This is a genomic window from Erythrobacter sp. S259, from assembly GCF_057364965.1.
This window is the reverse complement of sequence record NZ_CP200286.1, coordinates 2,420,699-2,437,089: the sequence shown is the minus strand read 5'-3', so window position 1 is coordinate 2,437,089 and position 16,391 is coordinate 2,420,699. Positions and strand designations below refer to the sequence as shown.

The 16,391-nt window shown below is 56.6% G+C and carries 17 protein-coding genes and 1 tRNA gene; 11 read left to right on the top strand and 7 right to left on the bottom strand.

The annotated features are described in order from the left end of the window. Positions 1-83: 83 nt before the first annotated feature. Together AC0V60_RS11485 and AC0V60_RS11480 are read left to right on the top strand one after the other, a co-directional pair. On the top strand, positions 84-1,136 hold the full coding sequence (locus AC0V60_RS11485) for a mannose-1-phosphate guanylyltransferase (RefSeq protein WP_486178594.1): 1,053 nt from the start codon (positions 84-86) through the stop codon (positions 1,134-1,136). Further along, entirely contained in the window at positions 1,136-1,957 is an 822-nt protein-coding gene (locus AC0V60_RS11480; RefSeq protein ID WP_486178593.1) for a class I mannose-6-phosphate isomerase, read from the top strand. Before AC0V60_RS11485 ends, AC0V60_RS11480 begins: the two co-directional genes overlap by 1 nt. Here the strand turns inward: AC0V60_RS11480 and AC0V60_RS11475 are convergent. The 5 genes from AC0V60_RS11475 to AC0V60_RS11455 form a co-directional block, all read right to left on the bottom strand. Continuing rightward, positions 1,954-4,512 carry an HWE histidine kinase domain-containing protein gene (locus tag AC0V60_RS11475; RefSeq protein WP_486178592.1) on the bottom strand — a complete coding sequence of 853 codons (2,559 nt, stop codon included), beginning with the start codon at positions 4,510-4,512 and terminating at the stop codon, positions 1,954-1,956. The two genes, AC0V60_RS11480 and AC0V60_RS11475, sit on opposite strands and share 4 nt — an antisense overlap. Then, positions 4,509-5,108 carry a biliverdin-producing heme oxygenase gene (locus AC0V60_RS11470; RefSeq protein WP_486178591.1) on the bottom strand — a complete coding sequence of 200 codons (600 nt, stop codon included), beginning with the start codon at positions 5,106-5,108 and terminating at the stop codon, positions 4,509-4,511. Before AC0V60_RS11470 ends, AC0V60_RS11475 begins: the two co-directional genes overlap by 4 nt. Before the next feature lie 145 nt (positions 5,109-5,253). Then, a complete protein-coding gene (locus AC0V60_RS11465; RefSeq protein WP_486178590.1) occupies positions 5,254-5,556 on the bottom strand; it encodes a polyhydroxyalkanoic acid system family protein in 303 nt (100 codons plus the stop codon). A gap of 2 nt (positions 5,557-5,558) precedes the next feature. Next, positions 5,559-6,380, bottom strand: a complete 822-nt coding sequence (locus tag AC0V60_RS11460) for a hypothetical protein (RefSeq protein WP_486178589.1) — start codon at positions 6,378-6,380, stop codon at positions 5,559-5,561. Further along, positions 6,380-7,612, bottom strand: coding sequence for a toxic anion resistance protein (locus AC0V60_RS11455; RefSeq protein WP_486178588.1), 1,233 nt, complete (start codon positions 7,610-7,612; stop codon positions 6,380-6,382). The genes AC0V60_RS11460 and AC0V60_RS11455 overlap by 1 nt, the downstream gene beginning before the upstream one ends. Positions 7,613-7,824: 212 nt before the next feature. Here AC0V60_RS11455 and AC0V60_RS11450 point away from each other — a divergent pair, with 212 nt between their 5' ends. Together AC0V60_RS11450 and AC0V60_RS11445 are read left to right on the top strand one after the other, a co-directional pair. Continuing rightward, on the top strand, positions 7,825-9,429 hold the full coding sequence (locus AC0V60_RS11450) for a TIGR00341 family protein (RefSeq protein ID WP_486178587.1): 1,605 nt from the start codon (positions 7,825-7,827) through the stop codon (positions 9,427-9,429). A 3-nt stretch (positions 9,430-9,432) separates the two neighbouring features. Then, on the top strand, positions 9,433-10,437 hold the full coding sequence (locus tag AC0V60_RS11445; RefSeq protein ID WP_486178586.1) for a DUF2268 domain-containing putative Zn-dependent protease: 1,005 nt from the start codon (positions 9,433-9,435) through the stop codon (positions 10,435-10,437). Here the strand turns inward: AC0V60_RS11445 and AC0V60_RS11440 are convergent. Continuing rightward, entirely contained in the window at positions 10,395-12,128 is a 1,734-nt protein-coding gene (locus AC0V60_RS11440; RefSeq protein ID WP_486178585.1) for a fatty acyl-AMP ligase, read from the bottom strand. The genes AC0V60_RS11445 and AC0V60_RS11440 overlap by 43 nt on opposite strands. Positions 12,129-12,322: 194 nt before the next feature. On the opposite strand from AC0V60_RS11440, the gene AC0V60_RS11435 reads away from it, so the two are divergent. From AC0V60_RS11435 to AC0V60_RS11420, 4 genes are all read left to right on the top strand, one after another. Next, positions 12,323-12,976: a regulatory protein RecX gene (locus tag AC0V60_RS11435; protein WP_486178584.1), complete on the top strand. Its 654-nt coding sequence runs from the start codon at positions 12,323-12,325 to the stop codon at positions 12,974-12,976. Between the two features lie 7 nt (positions 12,977-12,983). Next, on the top strand, positions 12,984-13,523 hold the full coding sequence (locus tag AC0V60_RS11430; protein WP_486178583.1) for a DUF192 domain-containing protein: 540 nt from the start codon (positions 12,984-12,986) through the stop codon (positions 13,521-13,523). 66 nt (positions 13,524-13,589) lie between these two features. Continuing rightward, a complete protein-coding gene (locus tag AC0V60_RS11425) occupies positions 13,590-14,009 on the top strand; it encodes an NADH:ubiquinone oxidoreductase subunit NDUFA12 (protein ID WP_486178582.1) in 420 nt (139 codons plus the stop codon). A gap of 14 nt (positions 14,010-14,023) precedes the next feature. After that, on the top strand, positions 14,024-14,542 hold the full coding sequence (locus tag AC0V60_RS11420; protein WP_486178581.1) for a DUF2155 domain-containing protein: 519 nt from the start codon (positions 14,024-14,026) through the stop codon (positions 14,540-14,542). Here the strand turns inward: AC0V60_RS11420 and aat are convergent. Continuing rightward, the gene (gene aat, locus AC0V60_RS11415) at positions 14,491-15,237 is read right to left on the bottom strand and encodes a leucyl/phenylalanyl-tRNA--protein transferase (RefSeq protein WP_486178580.1); all 747 of its coding nucleotides are present in this window, start codon (positions 15,235-15,237) and stop codon (positions 14,491-14,493) included. The two genes, AC0V60_RS11420 and aat, sit on opposite strands and share 52 nt — an antisense overlap. A gap of 109 nt (positions 15,238-15,346) precedes the next feature. On the opposite strand from aat, the gene AC0V60_RS11410 reads away from it, so the two are divergent. From AC0V60_RS11410 to AC0V60_RS11400, 3 genes are all read left to right on the top strand, one after another. Next, positions 15,347-15,422, top strand: a tRNA-Trp gene (locus AC0V60_RS11410). 429 nt (positions 15,423-15,851) lie between these two features. Beyond that, positions 15,852-16,004 carry a light-harvesting protein gene (locus tag AC0V60_RS11405; RefSeq protein ID WP_486178579.1) on the top strand — a complete coding sequence of 51 codons (153 nt, stop codon included), beginning with the start codon at positions 15,852-15,854 and terminating at the stop codon, positions 16,002-16,004. Between the two features lie 13 nt (positions 16,005-16,017). Further along, positions 16,018-16,311 carry a light-harvesting protein gene (locus AC0V60_RS11400; protein WP_486178578.1) on the top strand — a complete coding sequence of 98 codons (294 nt, stop codon included), beginning with the start codon at positions 16,018-16,020 and terminating at the stop codon, positions 16,309-16,311. The last annotated feature ends 80 nt before the right edge of the window (positions 16,312-16,391 follow it).

Sequence of the window (16,391 nt, the reverse complement as noted above, 5' to 3'; positions counted from 1 at the left end):
GGCGCGATATTGTTATCGAGAATGAAACGGTGCATGGCGCAAGGTCACGGACAAGGCAGCCTGAGCAAGGACGAGAGTAAGACGTGATCCATCCTGTTATTCTTTGCGGCGGAAGCGGCACGCGCCTGTGGCCATTAAGCCTAAAGACAGCGCCGAAGCCCTTTCTCCCTTTGATTGGCGAGACCAGCCTGTTTCAGCAGGCGATTGGACGCCTTGCCACCGATGAGCGTTTTGCAGAGCCTATCGTTGTGGCGGGGGCTGCGCACCGTGACATGATCACTGAGCAATTGGCGGACGCACCGCACCGCCTCATTATTGAGCCTGCTGCGCGCAACACAGCGCCTGCAATCGGGCTTGCGGCGGCCTTGCTTGCGTCTGACGACATTATGCTCGTGTGCCCAAGCGATCATTACATCGCTGATCCGCAAAGCTTTCGGGAGGCCGTTGTTGCCGCAGCTGGCTTGGCATCTCGCGAATATCTCACCGCGTTTGGTATCACCCCGGACCGGCCCGAAACGGGCTATGGCTATCTTAGGCAAGGTGAGGCCTTAAGCGGCGGCTTTGCGCTTCAGCAATTTGTAGAGAAACCCGATTTGGCGCAGGCTAAGGCCTATTTGGACAGCGGCGAATACAGCTGGAATGGCGGTATTTTTGCGTTTCGTGCAGGAACGTTTCTGGATGCATTGGACCAATTTAGACCTGCGATGGCGCAAGGCGTAAGAGACGCGATGGGGAGCGCGATTCGAGATGGCGCGGTCCTTCATCCTGATGCGGCGAGCTTTGAAGCGATTGACGGAGAGTCGGTTGACTATGCGGTGATGGAAAACACCGCAGCGGCCGCTATGGTCCCGGTGAGTATGGGGTGGTCAGACATTGGCAATTGGGCGGCGCTTCAAGAAGCACTCCAATCTCAGTTGCCGGATGCCAATGAAAAAGACGCCTCATCTGCCAATGTGATACGCGGTAAGGCCGATCTTATAGACTGCGAGGGCGTGCTTGTGACAAGCGACGGGCCGCGTGTTTCGGCCGTTGGTCTTGAGAATGTTTGTATCGTCGTCGCAAATGGCGAGGTCCTTGTGACCACACATGAAGGCGCGCAAAAAGTGGGCAAGCTTCCCGGGGCAGCGCAGCAATAATGGAAGCGGGCACCGATCACTATGTGCGCAAACTGACCAAGCGTTTGGTCGAAAAGGTGTGGGGCTGCAGCACTTTGCCTGCGCCCTTCGAAGCGCCCAAAGGCAAGCGAATTGGCGAAATCTGGTTCGAACCTCCGCCAGAGATGAGTGACCTTTTGGTCAAATATCTGTTCACCAGTGAAAAGCTATCCGTTCAAGTCCATCCCGGTACAGGTCAGACGCTCGAAGGCGAAGACAGCAAGGAAGAATGCTGGCTTGTCCTTGATGCAAAGCCGGGCGCAAAGCTCGCAATCGGCTTTGACAAACCGGTCAGCGCTGAGATGATGGGACAGGCAGCCAAGGATGGCTCAATTGAAAAGCTGCTTACATGGCATGATGCGAAGGCAGGCGATATTTATCACCTTCTTCCAGGTATTGTGCACGCCATAGGTCCGGGCCTGTCCTTGTTGGAGGTTCAGCAAAACAGCGACACCACATTTCGGCTTTATGACTATGGCCGCCCGCGCGAACTGCACCTTGATAGGGCGCTGGCGGTTGCAAGCGGGGAGCCCTATCCGCGCGATCTCAAAAGCACTCTGGCACATCGGTCGCATGCTTTGGTAGAGGCCAAACCTTTCCGGCTGGACCGGGTGGAAGGTGCGCCTTGCACAAAAGTGCGAGCCGCTTATCCAGGTGCGCTCTTGGTTTTGCCGCTTGAGGGGACCGTAAGCAGCCTGCCGGGCGATACAGTTGCGAAAGAGGGCGAATGCCTCATCGCCTCCAGTCTCAATGCGCTTGATTTTAGTGAGGCCAAAACCACGCTTCTCACTCGAGGCGCTTAAGCGGTCAGCTTCCCGTGAAGGGCAAGCTCGATCTCGTCCATGCCGTAAGGTTTGCGCATAAGTCCTTCCGCGCCCAATCCCTCAAGATCGCCGCCCAGTTCGGAATATCCGGTCGCCAGCACAAACCGCACACCGCGCCGGGCAAGCTCCTCTGCGATCTGTGAACTTGATTCAGTGCCAAGATTAAAGTCGACAATCGCAAAATCAGGCTCGCGTTCTTCGATCGCTGCAAGCGCGCCTGCTACCGAGCTTTCAGTCCGCACCGATTTGACCCCAGCCTCATGAAGGCCATCCTCGGTATCCAGCGCGATGATCATATTGTCCTCCACCAAAAGCACATGTTGAGGAACAGATTGTTTGGGCTCGCCGTCATCTGAAACGGGCGCTTCATCCGCGCCTTCACCCAGCGGCTGATCAAGTTCACCCGGCACCGCGACATAGCGCGCTGGCACTCGAAATTCGGCTTCCAGGCCGGAGAGCTTAAAGTTGAGATCTGCCGTCCCCCGTAGGTCATGGGGGATGATGCGGGTGATGATCGTGGAGCCAAATCCGCGGCGTGTGGGAGGCTGGACCGGCGGGCCCCCGCGCTCGCGCCAAGCGATCAAAAGGTCTCCATTGACCGCGCGCCCAACGTCGACATCTATCATGCCCTTGCTGTCGCACAGGCTGCCATATTTGGCCGAATTGGTAACAAGTTCGTGCACGACTAAGGCAAGCACAGTGTAGGCCTCTGGCCGGATCAATATAGGCTCACCAGTGATGCGCAGCCGGTCTTTTTTGCCGCTGAGATAGGCCTCCATCTCGCTTTCGAACAAGGATGCGAGCGGGGCAGGGCTCCAATTCTGGCGTGTGATATTGTCGTGAGCGGTCGCAAGAGCGGCAATCCGGCCATCAATATTGGCAGTGAACTCGCCGATGCTTGCCGCGCCCTTGCCGGATTGTGACACAAGCGAGCGGATCAGGTTCAAAATATTGCGGACCCGGTGATTGAGCTCGGCGATCAGGAGGTCTTGCTGTTCGCGCGCACGCTTGCGTTCACTCGCTACTTCATCAGTTACGCGCAAAATCACCTCAAGCAAGGTGGTGCGTAAATTGTTGGCGATTGTCAGCTCATCATCGCTCCAATCCTCGCTATGTCCCTCGACCGTTTGAGCCCATGCAGCAAAGCTGCTGCGCGGCTCAAGGCGGTGTTTGCCTGGAGCCATAGCCTTTGCTGGATTCCCGGCCCAGTGCACTGTCTTTGTGAGGGGCTTTCGCCACAGCACCAGATAATCGTTGGCCGAGCGTGAAATGGGCAAGATCAGCGCGCCGGCTGCTGTGCCGGCAAATGCGGCCGCCTCGCTCATATGCTCTGCAAGAGCGCTCGCCGCCAAAACGGGGCTATCAGGCGCGGCGCTGAAATTGGGCAGAAGCTCAAGGAACTGCTCGCGCGTGGGACTATGGCCTGTTGAACGGTAGTCATCCTCTATCAGAACCGACGTCCCATCATGTGCAATCAGTTCGCTCAATGCTGTGCGGAATGTGTCAAGGTCATCAATAAATGACGCCCCATCGGCAAGCCGCCGCATCAGCGTATCGTGCAGATTTTGAGAGCGAATGCGTAAGGTCTCAGAGCGTTCAATCAGCAAACGGTCCAGCGTGAGCGAAAACATCTGGCTCAGCATCTCTGCGACGCTGCGCAGCGAATAAGGCATGATCTTAGGCGAACAGTGGTGGCATGAGATCAGCCCCCACAATTTGCCGTGCCGGACAATTGCAATCGAAGCAGAGGCATCCACCCCCATATTCTTCATATATTGAACATGGACCAAGGAGTGAGAGCGAAGGACACTCATCGAAAGATCAAGCGGCTGGGCGCGGTCTCCTTCATCATCCTCAATCAGCACGGGCGCCGCATTCATGTCTGCGATGATGCGGAACCGGTTTCGCACAAATAAAGCGCGCGCCTGCGATGGAATATCCGAACTGGGATACCGCAGACCGAGATACGGGGCCAGATCCTCGCGCTTGTCCTCTGCCACCACCTCACCGCTATCATCGCGGTGGAAACGGTAAATCATGACCCTGTCATAACCGAGCATTTCGCGCACAAGACCTGCTGCCAAGTTGCAAAGCTCTGCGTCGTTTTTCGCGCCGGACAGCTTACCCATAATCGGGGTGATCGCAGCCAGATGATCACGAAAATGCGCATCATCATGCGGTTCAAACTCAATGATGATCCGCTCGCCGGACGGGTGAATAGCGCAGTCGAACAGTTCAGCATCTGCAGTGAGCTGAATGCCGAAAATTCGCTCAACCGTATCATCCTCGGTTACGCGCTCTAGAGCCGTCTTTAGTTTGGTAAGCGCGTTGCTGGTGATGTGAGCTTCAAGCTTATCGCCAAACTTGGGAGCGGAAGAGCTTTTCAAAATGGTCTGGCAATTTGCTGATTGATGGGTGATTTTCCAATCGGCATTTACAGCGATGAGCGCACCGAAACCTTGGACGGCGGCAATCTGATGGATGGCCTCGCGGTCGCATTCGGTGGCCTCTGGAGGCAGGGAAGGAAAATTCATAGCCCGCTCTCACTCGTGCTGTGTGCTAATTCCAAACCTGCCGAACGCAGGAAATGATCAAAGACGCTCGTTGCCGCGCGCGAGGCCTCATTCATGTCGTCAGCCATAGCGGGAGCCTCAACCAGAGGCCGCAGGCTCTTCCAAAATTCGGTCATCGCCCGGCTGCTGAGGAATTCATGCGGCCAAGCGTTCCCTCCTGAAAGGGCGCGCTGCATGTCATTAAGCATTGCCCGGTTGCCCAATGATGATCCAGCAAGAACCCAAGCAACCCCCAAAGCGGTCGCTTGCCCACGATATTCGATGCCGAATTGATCTTGTGGTTTACCAGGGGTGTGCCCCAAATCTGCAAGATCACGCGCTAACAGCGGCGTTTGGCGGGGCGGCGTGAGCTCGGCAGGCGCAAATCTGTCGAGCCACCCTTCTACCGAAAAGCGGGCTGCATATTGCGAGGCGAGGAAGCGGACGTAATCTTCGCGCGATTTCCAGTCTGATGCAGGACGCATAGAAGCATCCAGCCGGTCATGCGAAGAAGACGTCGCGATGCGCAGATGCTGCCGCAAAGTGGCGGACTTATTCTCCGCGCTATTTGATCTCATGACTGTTGCCCGTCTACCGTCCGTTGGTGTCAGATAAAGTAGCCGGATTTGGTGTCAATGCAACATAACACTTATCTTGCTGTCAGCGGATCGGCGTAACGGAGCGCGCCTTTTTACCTGACAGAAAGTATCCGAAGTAAACCAGCTATTTTTCTTCGAGCATTTTTCCGCCGTGCTTGCGCACCGCGCGCTCCAGAGTGCCGCGCAGAAAACCAAGAATAGCGGGCAGGTCGAGCTCAATCACGACGGTATCTTCGCTCACATCAATCCCGCCTTCGATCCGCTGTCCTGCGGCGGTGATGAACAGATCCATGCGGTCTTCATGAGGCCACTCGGTTTCGACTGTCGCCATACCCGGGGGGAAGTAATTGCCGATCTCATGGGCGTGGGCGTGCATGCGTCTGCGCACTTCCTCAGCGCCAAGAGTGTGGGGTAGGGCTATTCGCACGTTTAACCCTTCGCTTTGGCGGCAGGCGTCATATCTGGAAGGGGCACGCCCGTGTCGGGTAGACCAGTATCGGGCGCGCCGGATGCGTTTTCAAGCAAATCGTCGCCGCCAAAGCGGTAGTCGAGATAGCGTGATTTGACCGCAAGATCGTCCATCGCACCTTCGGCGAGGCGCCGGGTCACGCGGTCCACTTCGCTTGAAAGCTTGGTGAGGCTTTCCGCCAGGCGCTGATCAGCGGTGCCGCCTGCATGCTCTTCTTGACGCAAGTGCTGCGGTATCTTGCGATAGTTGTCGATGGTCTCGGGGATGTAGTCGCCCACAAGCTCGCGCACTTCCGACATGGAGGGGTGGGCTTCGTCTATGGTTTCGAGCTGGGCGGCAAGCGCATCCAACTGCCCGCCCATTTTCTCGACCAGAGCAGCTGCCGCCGGGGGCAAACCCTCACGCTGGCTTTCGAGCCATAGCTCAACCCGCGTCACCATCTGTTTGGGGTTCCCAAGCTTTAATTCAGAGCGTTTGGGGATTTTGACTTTGGGAAACTGCGAGAAGAAAATTGCAGCGCACATGATCGCCATCGCGGCGGCCATAACGCCGACAAAACCAATGCCGTTCAGAATAACGCCAATGATGGAGGCTGCTGTCACGATCGCAAACACTGCGAGCGCGAAATAGCCGCCGCGTTTGATCCAGGTCTTGAGCTTGGCATTGGCTGATCCCTTGCCAATCGAGGCCGCGCGCCGGTGCACTCCGCCGCTACGATTGGTGTCGCGCGATTGGCGTGCTGCCGCCAAAATCTGATCAGATTGGCCGGTGGTGTCTGCCATTAGCTATCCAGCGCCAGAAGCGAAGGTTCAGTGGCGACTTTCGCCTGTGCCTGCGCTTGCCCTTCGGAGCGTGCAATATAGCCTTTGGACTTCTCGACCTCATCGCTCAGCACATTGACCGTCTGCTTCATGCTATCAAGCGCGCGTGCTTTAAAGTCGTCCACCTCATCCATAGTGTCATAAATGTTTTGAAATGCCCGTTGCAGGGTTTCGAGAGGAATGGTGCTAGCTGCCGCCTGCTCGTGGATTTGCCCCGTTTGTTCGCGCAGCAAAGTGCTGGTGGAATCGATGATATCACTTGTTGTCTGATTGAGCGCTGTAATCTGGCCTAAAACAAGCCGCTGATTGGTCATTGCCTGCGCAACGGTTACAGCGGTGCGCAGCGCGCCAACCGTGGTGGTGCCAGCGCGGTCGACGCCTTTAACAAGCTCAACGTTGTTCTTCTTCACAAGGTCCAGCGCAAGATAGCCTTGTACGCTCACCGCCATTTGGGTGAGCAGGTCTTGCGTGCGTTGGCGAACGTAGAAAAGCGCGCTTTCACGAAGGGCTTTTGCCTTCTCAGGATCACTTGCGTCCAGCTCTAGCGCCTTAGCCTCAAGCTTGGCATCGAGCGTCTTGGCGATGTGGATCATCTGTTCCAACTCGCCCATCGCATCCCACAGCTTTGCGCGCTCTGTATCAATCGCGGCATTGTCCATGTGGAGCTCTTTTTTGCCGTTTTCGAGGCGTTCGAGGATCGCCTGAATATGCCCTTGTGAGCTGGTGTAGCTGTCGAAGTAATTCTTAAGCTTGTTACCAAATGGGATGATCCCGAACAGGCGGCGCGGTTCGAGCAGCTTGCTCTTCTTACCCGGATCAAGATCTTCAACTGTGCGGCGCAGCTCGGCCAAATCGCTGCCGACACCGCTGTCTGCGTCCATGGCGCGAACGGGGCGGTCAAGGAAGCGATTGGAATGCCCAGCAGCCGCGCGGATTTGTTCCTGACCCATCCGGGTGATTTGATCGACTTTTGCACCAAATTCCGGTGAGTTCGCATCAACCGAGATCAGATCATCAACAAAAGCGTCTGCCTTGATCTCAAGCTTGGATTTCTGTTCCGTTGAGACCGGCACAAGGCCCGCGGCCTTCTCCGGCGCCACATGTGGCACAGGCGCCGGGGGTGTCAGCTCAAAATCGGTTGCCGTTTTGGTAGGCGCGGAAAGGTTCAGATCTGGCGAAGTTTCAGTGCTCATAGCGAAAAAATCTTAGCTCCCTCATGGAGCCCTGGACGATAGGGCCCTGCTGTCTATACTGTATTAGGTATCTAAAACACGTTGTTCAAGGTTGCGCACAAGAGTGCCCTTTTCGCGGCGTTTCGTCCACGGTTTTGCATTCTAGCGCGTTTCTTTTGCTGCTTTTGTTTGATCCGGATTGGCTTTAAAGCGCGCTAACAAAGGAAAACAATGTGCCCAACTCAACCAAAAAACAGAGGGATTCGTCGCCGATCGCTGCCAAGCCCGGAGAGCGCGAGCCTGCGGCCGTATTTGGGAAAGTCGATAGCGCGGGAGAGGCGGTAAGAGCGGCCACCCAAAGCCGTTATGGCTTTATGCGGGTGATCGCAACTTTTCGGGGTTGGTGGCGCGATGAGGTTATCGGCGCGATTGACCACGAAGGTGTAATTGACATGCGCCGCGATGAATGCGCCATGTCAGAGCACTATCTGTTTATGACAGCGATGAGCGCTGGGATCGCGGTCATCGGCCTGCTTCAGTCTTCGACCGCGGTTGTGATCGGCGCGATGCTTTTGTCACCCCTTATGGGACCCATCATGGGCCTCGGATTTGCGCTTGGCATCACCGATTATCAGTGGCTTAAGCAATCCACCATGGCGCTGTTCTGGGGCAGTCTTGGGGCGGTAATCCTGTGCTCAATCATCGTGTTTCTCTCCCCCATCACCACAATCACACCAGAGATCGCCGCACGCACCCAGCCCAATTTGTTTGACTTGCTGGTCGCGTTGTTTTCCGGCCTTGCAGGCGCCTATGCCATGATCAGAGGGCGAGCGAACGCGATTGTCGGCGTGGCGATTGCGACCGCTTTGATGCCGCCTCTGGCTGTTGTCGGCTTTGGCTTTGCGACGCTCAATTGGACTGTCTTTTCAGGCGCGCTGCTCCTGTTTGTGACCAACCTTGTGACCATCGCGCTCACCGCTTGGGCGCTGTCCAAAATTTATGGCTTTCGCGGCAGTTTGAGCCAGCGCCAATCGCAATTTCAAAACACAATGATCATTTTCGTGTTCTTCGCCCTTGCAATCCCGCTTGGGCTTTCGCTTCGCACAATCGCCTGGGAGGCCAATGCGCAGCGAATTATCCGCGAACAGATTGTGCAGGAATATAAGGGTGAAGGGCGGCTTTCCCAACTTGAAATCGCCTTTAGCGAAGAGGCGGTCAGTATCTTTGCAACCATGTATAGCCCTAATGTTCGTCCCAATGCGGAAACCGAGATTGAGCAAGCTTTAGCCACCCGTTTGGGGCGCAAGATCGAGCTCGACCTCTCCCCTTTCCAGACAGGGACAGGCGCTGGAGAAGCGGAGGAAGCTGAACTTGCCGCTGTGAGAGCGCGCGAGGAGCAGGCGGCATCTGCGCGTGTCTCAGCGCTTGCGAACCGTTTGTCGCTTGTGGCTGGTGTGCCAGAAAGCGATGTCACGATTGATGCTGGCCGAAGGCGTGCGACCGTGCGGGCAAAGGAGCTTGAGGGCGCAACTTTGGCAGCATATCGCGCGCTCGAATTGCGCATAGCTGAGACCGAACCTGAGTGGACGATTGAACTGCTTCCCCCGGTTGGCGATTTGCCCGGCGAGATCGCGTTTGGCGAAGAGGGTATCACACCCCAAGGCGCGCAGGCCCTAGCGGTTGTTGAGTGGGCGGCAAAGCGGACAAGCCTGCCGATCGTACTCGAAGGAAGCGAAGCGGAGGCATCGCAAGCAGCCGAATTGTTGGCGCAGCGCGGGGTGGACGTGACAACTTCTACCGGGCTTGGTCCACTGAAAGCCAAATGGGGCGGGGGTTAGTCTATGCTTACGGCGGCATCTGAAAAACTTCTTTTGGGTTTCTTGATCGCCATCTTGCCGAATGCGCTAGCGGCGCGATCGCAGGACGCTTTGTCAGCCATGGTCGAACTGGAAGATGCCGAGCGGTTTGCTGAGCTTTTCATTGCAACGGGCGGATCGCCGAGCGCTGAGCAAATCCAAGAGCGCTACTTGAACAAAGGTGCGCGCGCGATTGAGATTTTTACGCCGAGCAGGATTGTTGACGCCGACAACTTAGCAGCGCGTATTGCTGACGACCCAGGTTCGTACCGCGATGCGATTGAACGCTGCCTGCCCCTGGTTAAAGACACAAGCGCTGACTTGAGAGCGATTTATCTTGCCTTTCGCGGATTGCTTCCTGAAAAGCCATTGCCTCGCATTGCTGTGGTTTTTGGCGCTGGCAATAGCGGCGGTACGGCTGGCCCGGATATGCAAGTTCTCGGACTTGAAGTGCTGTGCAGAATAGCCCCTGATGAACGGTCATTTCGCGCGCTCATGCGGTCCTTCTATGCGCATGAGACGGTGCACACCTATCAGCGAATTGGCGGGCCTGAAGTCGATGCTGATCCTCTGCTTGCAGCTGCTATTGCCGAAGGCACAGCTGACTTTATCGCTTCCCTCGTAACCGGAGAAGTGCCTGACCAAGCGCGTCATGAGTGGGCGATGGCGAACAGAGAGGTCGTGCTGGAACAGTTCGCCAGTGACCTTGCGAAGGTGCGCGATCAAGACCTTACTAAAGAAACCCGGAACGCCGCCTATCTTCGCTGGTTCGCTAACGCTGGATCCCCGCCCGAGGGTTGGCCTTCGGAGCTCGGCTATTGGGTGGGGATGCAAATCGCAGAAGGCTATGTCAAAAATTCAGCAGACCCGCATGCTGCGATCAGGCACTTGCTGGTGTTCGACAATCCATCTCTGGTGCTCAAACAAAGCGGTTTGGAACTGCGCGCCTACGCGGCAATCTCCAACGGCACAATTTCGCCAGTAAGATAGAGCTTCTTCGCCTTTGCGCGGCTAAGTTTACCTGAACTGGTGCGAGGCAAAGTGCGCGGTGGTACAAGCTCCACGACGCAGCTCATCCCAGTGATCGAACGCACCTTGTCAGCGATCTGTTCACGCAGCTTGACCCGCTCGTCTGGGTCGGAAACACGGCAATGGACCAGCACAGCAGGCGCTTCTTCGCCATTTTCGGTCTCGAGCGAGAATGCCGCAATGTCGCCGTGGTTGAAGCCGGGAAGCTGCTCGACAGCCCATTCAATATCCTGCGGCCAATGGTTCTTGCCATTGATAATGATCATGTCTTTCGCGCGGCCGACGATGAACAGATAGCCATCCGCCGTGTATCCCATGTCGCCTGTGTCGAGCCAGCCATCCACAAGGCAATCCTCGGTCGCTTCCTTGTTGCGGAAGTAGGAGTGCATAACGCTTGGGCCCCGGCACCAGACTTTGCCGATCTGGTGATCTTCTCGCCGCTCGCCATTCTCGCCTGAGATGAAGACTTCCATATCAGGCATCGGCTTGCCGCAATTGACGATAGCGCGGTAGCGGGCCGGGCGGCTGAGATCGCGCGGTGTGCCGGACAGGCGCTCTTCTTCCACCAGCTCGACCTTGATCCCTTCGCCCGGCGGCATGACCGTGACGGCAAGGACCGCTTCGGCAAGACCATAGGAAGGGGTGAAGGCGCTGGCCTTGAACCCTGCATCGGCAAAGGCGTTGACGAAGTTTTGCATCACATCGGGCCGGATCATATCTGCGCCGTTCCCGGCAATCCGCCAGCGGGAGAGGTCGAAACGCTCAGCCACATTGGTTTGGCTGGAGATGCGGCGCGCGCAAATGTCATAGCCAAAAGTCGGTGAATAAGAGCAGGTATTGCCCGGATTGCGGCTTATCATGTCGAGCCATGCCAGCGGGCGGCGCGCAAAAGCGTCAGGCTTGAGAAAATCAACGGAAAACTGATTGGCGACGAGGGAAAGAAAGCATCCCACGAGCCCCATGTCATGATACCACGGCAGCCAGCTGATGCAGCGGTCATTCTCGCGAAGCTGCATCGACTCGGCGTGGCCGTAGAGATTATGCAGAAGCGCTTGGTGTGTCACCGCGACACCGGTGGGAAAACGGGTCGAGCCGCTGGAATATTGCAAATAGCAGATGTCTTGCGAGCTGGCCTGGTGCAGCTCCACCTCAGGAGCGTCATATGTTGCCAGTTCTTCGTAGCTGACACCCGAACATCCCTGACGCTCCGCAGCTGCGCTCGCCATATTGCTGATTTCTTCGGGATAGATGAGGACCGCCGGGTCCGAGCTGCTCAATTGAAGGGCAAGCTGGTCGATATAACTTTCTTTGCCGCCAAAGGAGGTCGGCAAAGGCAAAGGCACAGGCCAAGCGCCCATGTACATGCAGGCACAAAACATGGCCGCAAAATCAGCGCCGGTTTCAGCAATCAGAGCGACACGGTCCTGCGGCTTGATCCCAGCAGCCACGAGGCGGTAAGCCCCCTTCAAGGCGTCCTCGCGCATTTCGGAATAAGGATAAACCCGCTCCAAGGCCCCGCGCATATCATGAAAGTTGAGCCCCTTACGGCTCTTCGCTGCGTAGTCGATGGCGTCGTTAAAGGTCGCGAACTGAGCGCGGATCCTTGGCAACTCACAATCAGTCGGCGTCGGCGTCAATGCGGCGTCGGTCATAGTCTGTGATCGTACCTGTCGTCTTTTGTGCGTGTCCACGCGCACCTATTAATCCCGCCCCGCACAGTGGTAAATCTCCCCCACGCACGGGTTTTGTCTTTTCCATTTCCCAACGAGTGTGGCACGAATAAGGCGAAAAGCGTTCAGAGGGAAGCAAAAGGTCATCATTTCGGCACCAGAAAACGGCTTTTTCCGTGGATGAGGGCGGTGATTATCGCGGTCGCGGGGGCTTTGGAAAGAGCCGCCAGAAAGCTGTGCGTAAGCCTAAGAAAGTGCGCCCGCTCGACGGAAATTCGCTTCGAGACCTCGCCCTGTCCTACGCCGCACGCTTCGCCACAACAGGCGCAAAGCTTGAGCAATACCTTTCACGAAAGCTGCGGGAGCGCGGTGTCGCTGAAGACGAAGATGGCCGGGTTCAGACGCCTGATGTGGCGGCTCTGGTCACCCGTCTGATTGAGCTGGGGTATGTCGATGACGAGGCATATGCGCGCTCAAAAACCCGTGATTTGACCGCGCGTGGGTACGGTGCGCGGCGCGTCGAACAAGCTTTATGGGCGGCAGGCGTTGACGAAAATGTGCGAGAGGAAACTGCTCCCGGTGAGGCCGATACAAGGCGCGCGGCTATTTTGCTTGCAAAGAAGCGCCGGTTTGGTCCCTTTAGTTTGCCGCTGAAGCACAATGAACCCGCTGATCAATCGCGTAAACGCCGCGATAAGCAGGTCGCTGCAATGCTGCGTGCAGGACACACGTTTGAACACATCACGTTCATCCTTGATGCACAAGGACCAAACGAGATAGAAGAATGGCTGATCGAGGCCGAAGAGGAAGAGGGTCCCCAAGGATGGTAAAAAGCTCATGGTGAGAATTGCACTGGTGTTGGCAGGCATGGCGCTTGCTGCGTGTTCCCCCAATGGTTCCTCGGCACCAGAGGCCGCACAGGCACAGGCACAGGCACAGGCACAGGCACCTGCGCCGGCCGCTGAAAATTCGGGTGTTTCGGAGGCGGGTCTTCGCCTTATCGACGTGACCATCGTTAGCGGCGAGACCCGGCACACATTCACGACCGAACTTGCCGCAAGTCAGGAGGAGCAAGCCAAAGGCATGATGTTCCGCACCGAAATGGGCGATAATGAGGGCATGCTTTTCCCCTCCTACTCACCGCAATTTCGCAGCTTTTGGATGAAGAACACCCCGCTTCCGCTCGATATTATCTTTATCGGGCCGAACAAGCGGATCAGCAATATCGAGGCAGGCGTGCCCTATTCGCTCGACAGCGTAACGTCGCGCGGCATGTCGATTGCGGTCTTCGAAATTCGGGGCGGATTGTCTGAGGAATTGGGCATAGGCGAGGGCGATCTGGTGGAGTTTGCGCTTCCAGAAGATACTAGCCTCTAGTTTTTCGCCCCTCACGCAAAAGCTCTGACTTGGCGTCTCTATCGTAATCCGCTAACGGCATCGTCTATGGGAATCTTTGGCAAAATCTTCACTTGGTGGGACGGTGCAACACTCGGCACACATTGGTGGGCCAAACGCGCTGGCGGCGAACATGTTGGCAGCGACGCTGAGGGCAACAAATATTACCGCTCTAAAGGGAGAGACGGGCCTAACACCGGCTCTTACACCCAAAAAGAGCGCCGCTGGGTGATCTATAACGGGGCAAATGACGCAAGCCGCGTGCCGTCTGAATGGCATGGGTGGTTGCACGGGGCGTTTGATGATGTGCCTGAAAGCAATCTGCCGCCTGCGGAAGTGTGGGAGGCGGATTACACGCCCAATGCGACCGGAACGCCCGGCGCCTATCTGCCCCAGGGCATGATTGAGCGCGGCGGCAAACGCGCCAAAGCGGATGGCGACTATGAAGCGTGGGCGCCTGAGGGCTGACCAGAAGCAGCCTCGTGAGCCGTATATTCACTCTAGCACTCCCGTGTCTCGCCGCCTTCGCGCTGGCGGGGTGTGATGCGGTGAGCTCGCTCATGGATGATGAGGCGGGTGAGGGTGATCAGCAGGCTGCGGACGGCGAGTTGGACCCAGCTTCGACCCCGGCTGATGCTGACTTGATACCGAGCGAGGAGGCAGACGGTGCCACTCCGCCAGCAGAGCGCGTCGCTACAATCGGTCTTCTCAACAAGCGCAACAACGTGAGCAAGGATTTCGAACTTCGCCCCGGCGAAAGCGTCGAGGAGGGCCCCGTTGTCGTAAAGCTAGAAGCGTGCGAACGCACCGCGCCTTACGAATTTCCGCAGGAAACGGGCGCCTTCGTTCAGCTTGATGTGCTTGAACGCGGTCAGGAGCAGCGCACTCGCGTTTTCTCAGGTTGGCTGTTTAAAGAAAACCCCAGCCTTAATGTGGTCGAGCACCCAATCTATGATGTTTGGGTCAAAGACTGCGCGATGAGTTTCCCTGGAGAAGAGTAAGCCGGCGGCTGACCATTCTCGTTTTCCGATTTCCCTGCGAAGCGAGCAAAAGCCTCAGGCAAATCCATCTCAGGCGCGGCGCGAGCGAGCTCTACCAATTTGAGGTAAGCTTTTTGAGGAATCTCAACTGCGCCCATGGATGCCAGATGATCGGTCATGAATTGGCAATCGAGCAGTTTGAACCCGGCCTCGCGCAGACAGGCCACCAGCCAGCATAGGGCCACTTTGCTGGCATTGTTGGCATTGCTGAACATGCTTTCTCCGCAGAAGACCGAGTCGAATGAGACGCCGTAAAGACCACCAACAAGCCGCTTTTGCCCTTCTTCGGTGTTTTCCCAGCATTCGATTGAATGGGCATGGCCTTCCCCATGGAGGCCTTTGTAGCTCTCCACTATCCGCCCGCTGATCCAGCTTTCTGGGTGGCCCGGACGCGGCGCGGCGCAGGCCCGCATAACCCCTTCGAAATCGGTATTTATCTTTACTGTGAAGCGGTCGGAACGAAGGACTTTTCTCAGGGATTTGGAGATATACAGGCCTTCCAAGGGGATGATCGCACGGTCACGCGGCTCGACCCAGAAAATCTCCTGATCCTCGCGGTTGTCCGCCATCGGAAAGATGCCGCTGCGATAGGCGAGCAGAAGGGTCTCTATCGGGATCGGGGCGCGCATTGGTGCATGCATAATTTGCGTATGCATATCAGTCTGCGGCGCCCGCGTCAGTACGCAATTGACCAGCCGAGCGCAAAAGAGGTCAGTGTACGCTTGCCTATTGCCAACGGGCGCTTTAAAGGCGCTGCTTCCGCGTAGGGGCGTAGCTCAGTTGGTAGAGCGTCGGTCTCCAAAACCGAAGGTCCAGAGTTCGAGTCTCTGTGCCCCTGCCATTTTCCTTTCCATTTTGACTTATTGTGCCCGTTTTCGGGTACGGATTGCCGCGCGTTTGCAAGATGCCGCTCTTCGACTCGAACATGAGGCTTTGATGAGGCCGCTTAGACTGAGCCTTTGCCGCGCCTGCCTGAAGAATGTTGAAATCGGTATTCAGGGCTTAACAAATGCCTGAATAGATTGACATTGCGAAGCGTACAACAAACTTGACGACTGTGGCAAAAAATGCAATACGCTGGCCCGTGTTTGACTTGTCAAAAGTTCGGCGCACATGGGCGTTCGCTCTCTATCTTAAGAGATAGAGGGTTCAGCGTTCATCAGAACATCAGCATTCGCGCTTGTGGGTGCTGTCGGGGACAAGGCTGGGGTCATTACCGAGTTCCTTTCAATTGGTTTGCGGGTGAAAATCCGCGGATAAGGAATCGTTTATGACAGATGATATTACGGTCTATCCGACCGGCCTCACCGAGGCACAGGCTCTTGAAATCAATGATGGTCTAAAGTGGGGAACGCGTCTCTTTTTCGTGATCTCAGCGGCCGCTCACGTTCTGGCGTACACTTTGTCGCCATGGTTCGGGTAAGGGGGAGTTCGAAATGATGAAAGAAGGACGCCTTTTCCTCTATGTGAACCCGAGCGTGTTCATTCCGATTATGTTCCTGGTGCTGGTCACCGGTTCGCTTTTGATCCACTTCTCAGTGCTCAACAACACCACTTGGTTTGCTGACTTCTTGCAAGGCAGCGCGGCCTCTGACGTGATGGAAGTGGCTGTCGCGGAGCCAGCGGCTCCTGCGGCTCCAGCGACCGCCGAAGCACCTGCAGTGGCTGAAGCAGCCCCAGCGGCCGAAGCAGCCCCAGCAGCAGAAGCAGCTCCAGCTCCAGCTGAATAAGCTCTCTGGCTTTGCAGCGACATTCTAAAAAGGCCCGGCATGCGTTGCCGGGCCCTTTTGCTTTTGGGGCTCTTTTCCGT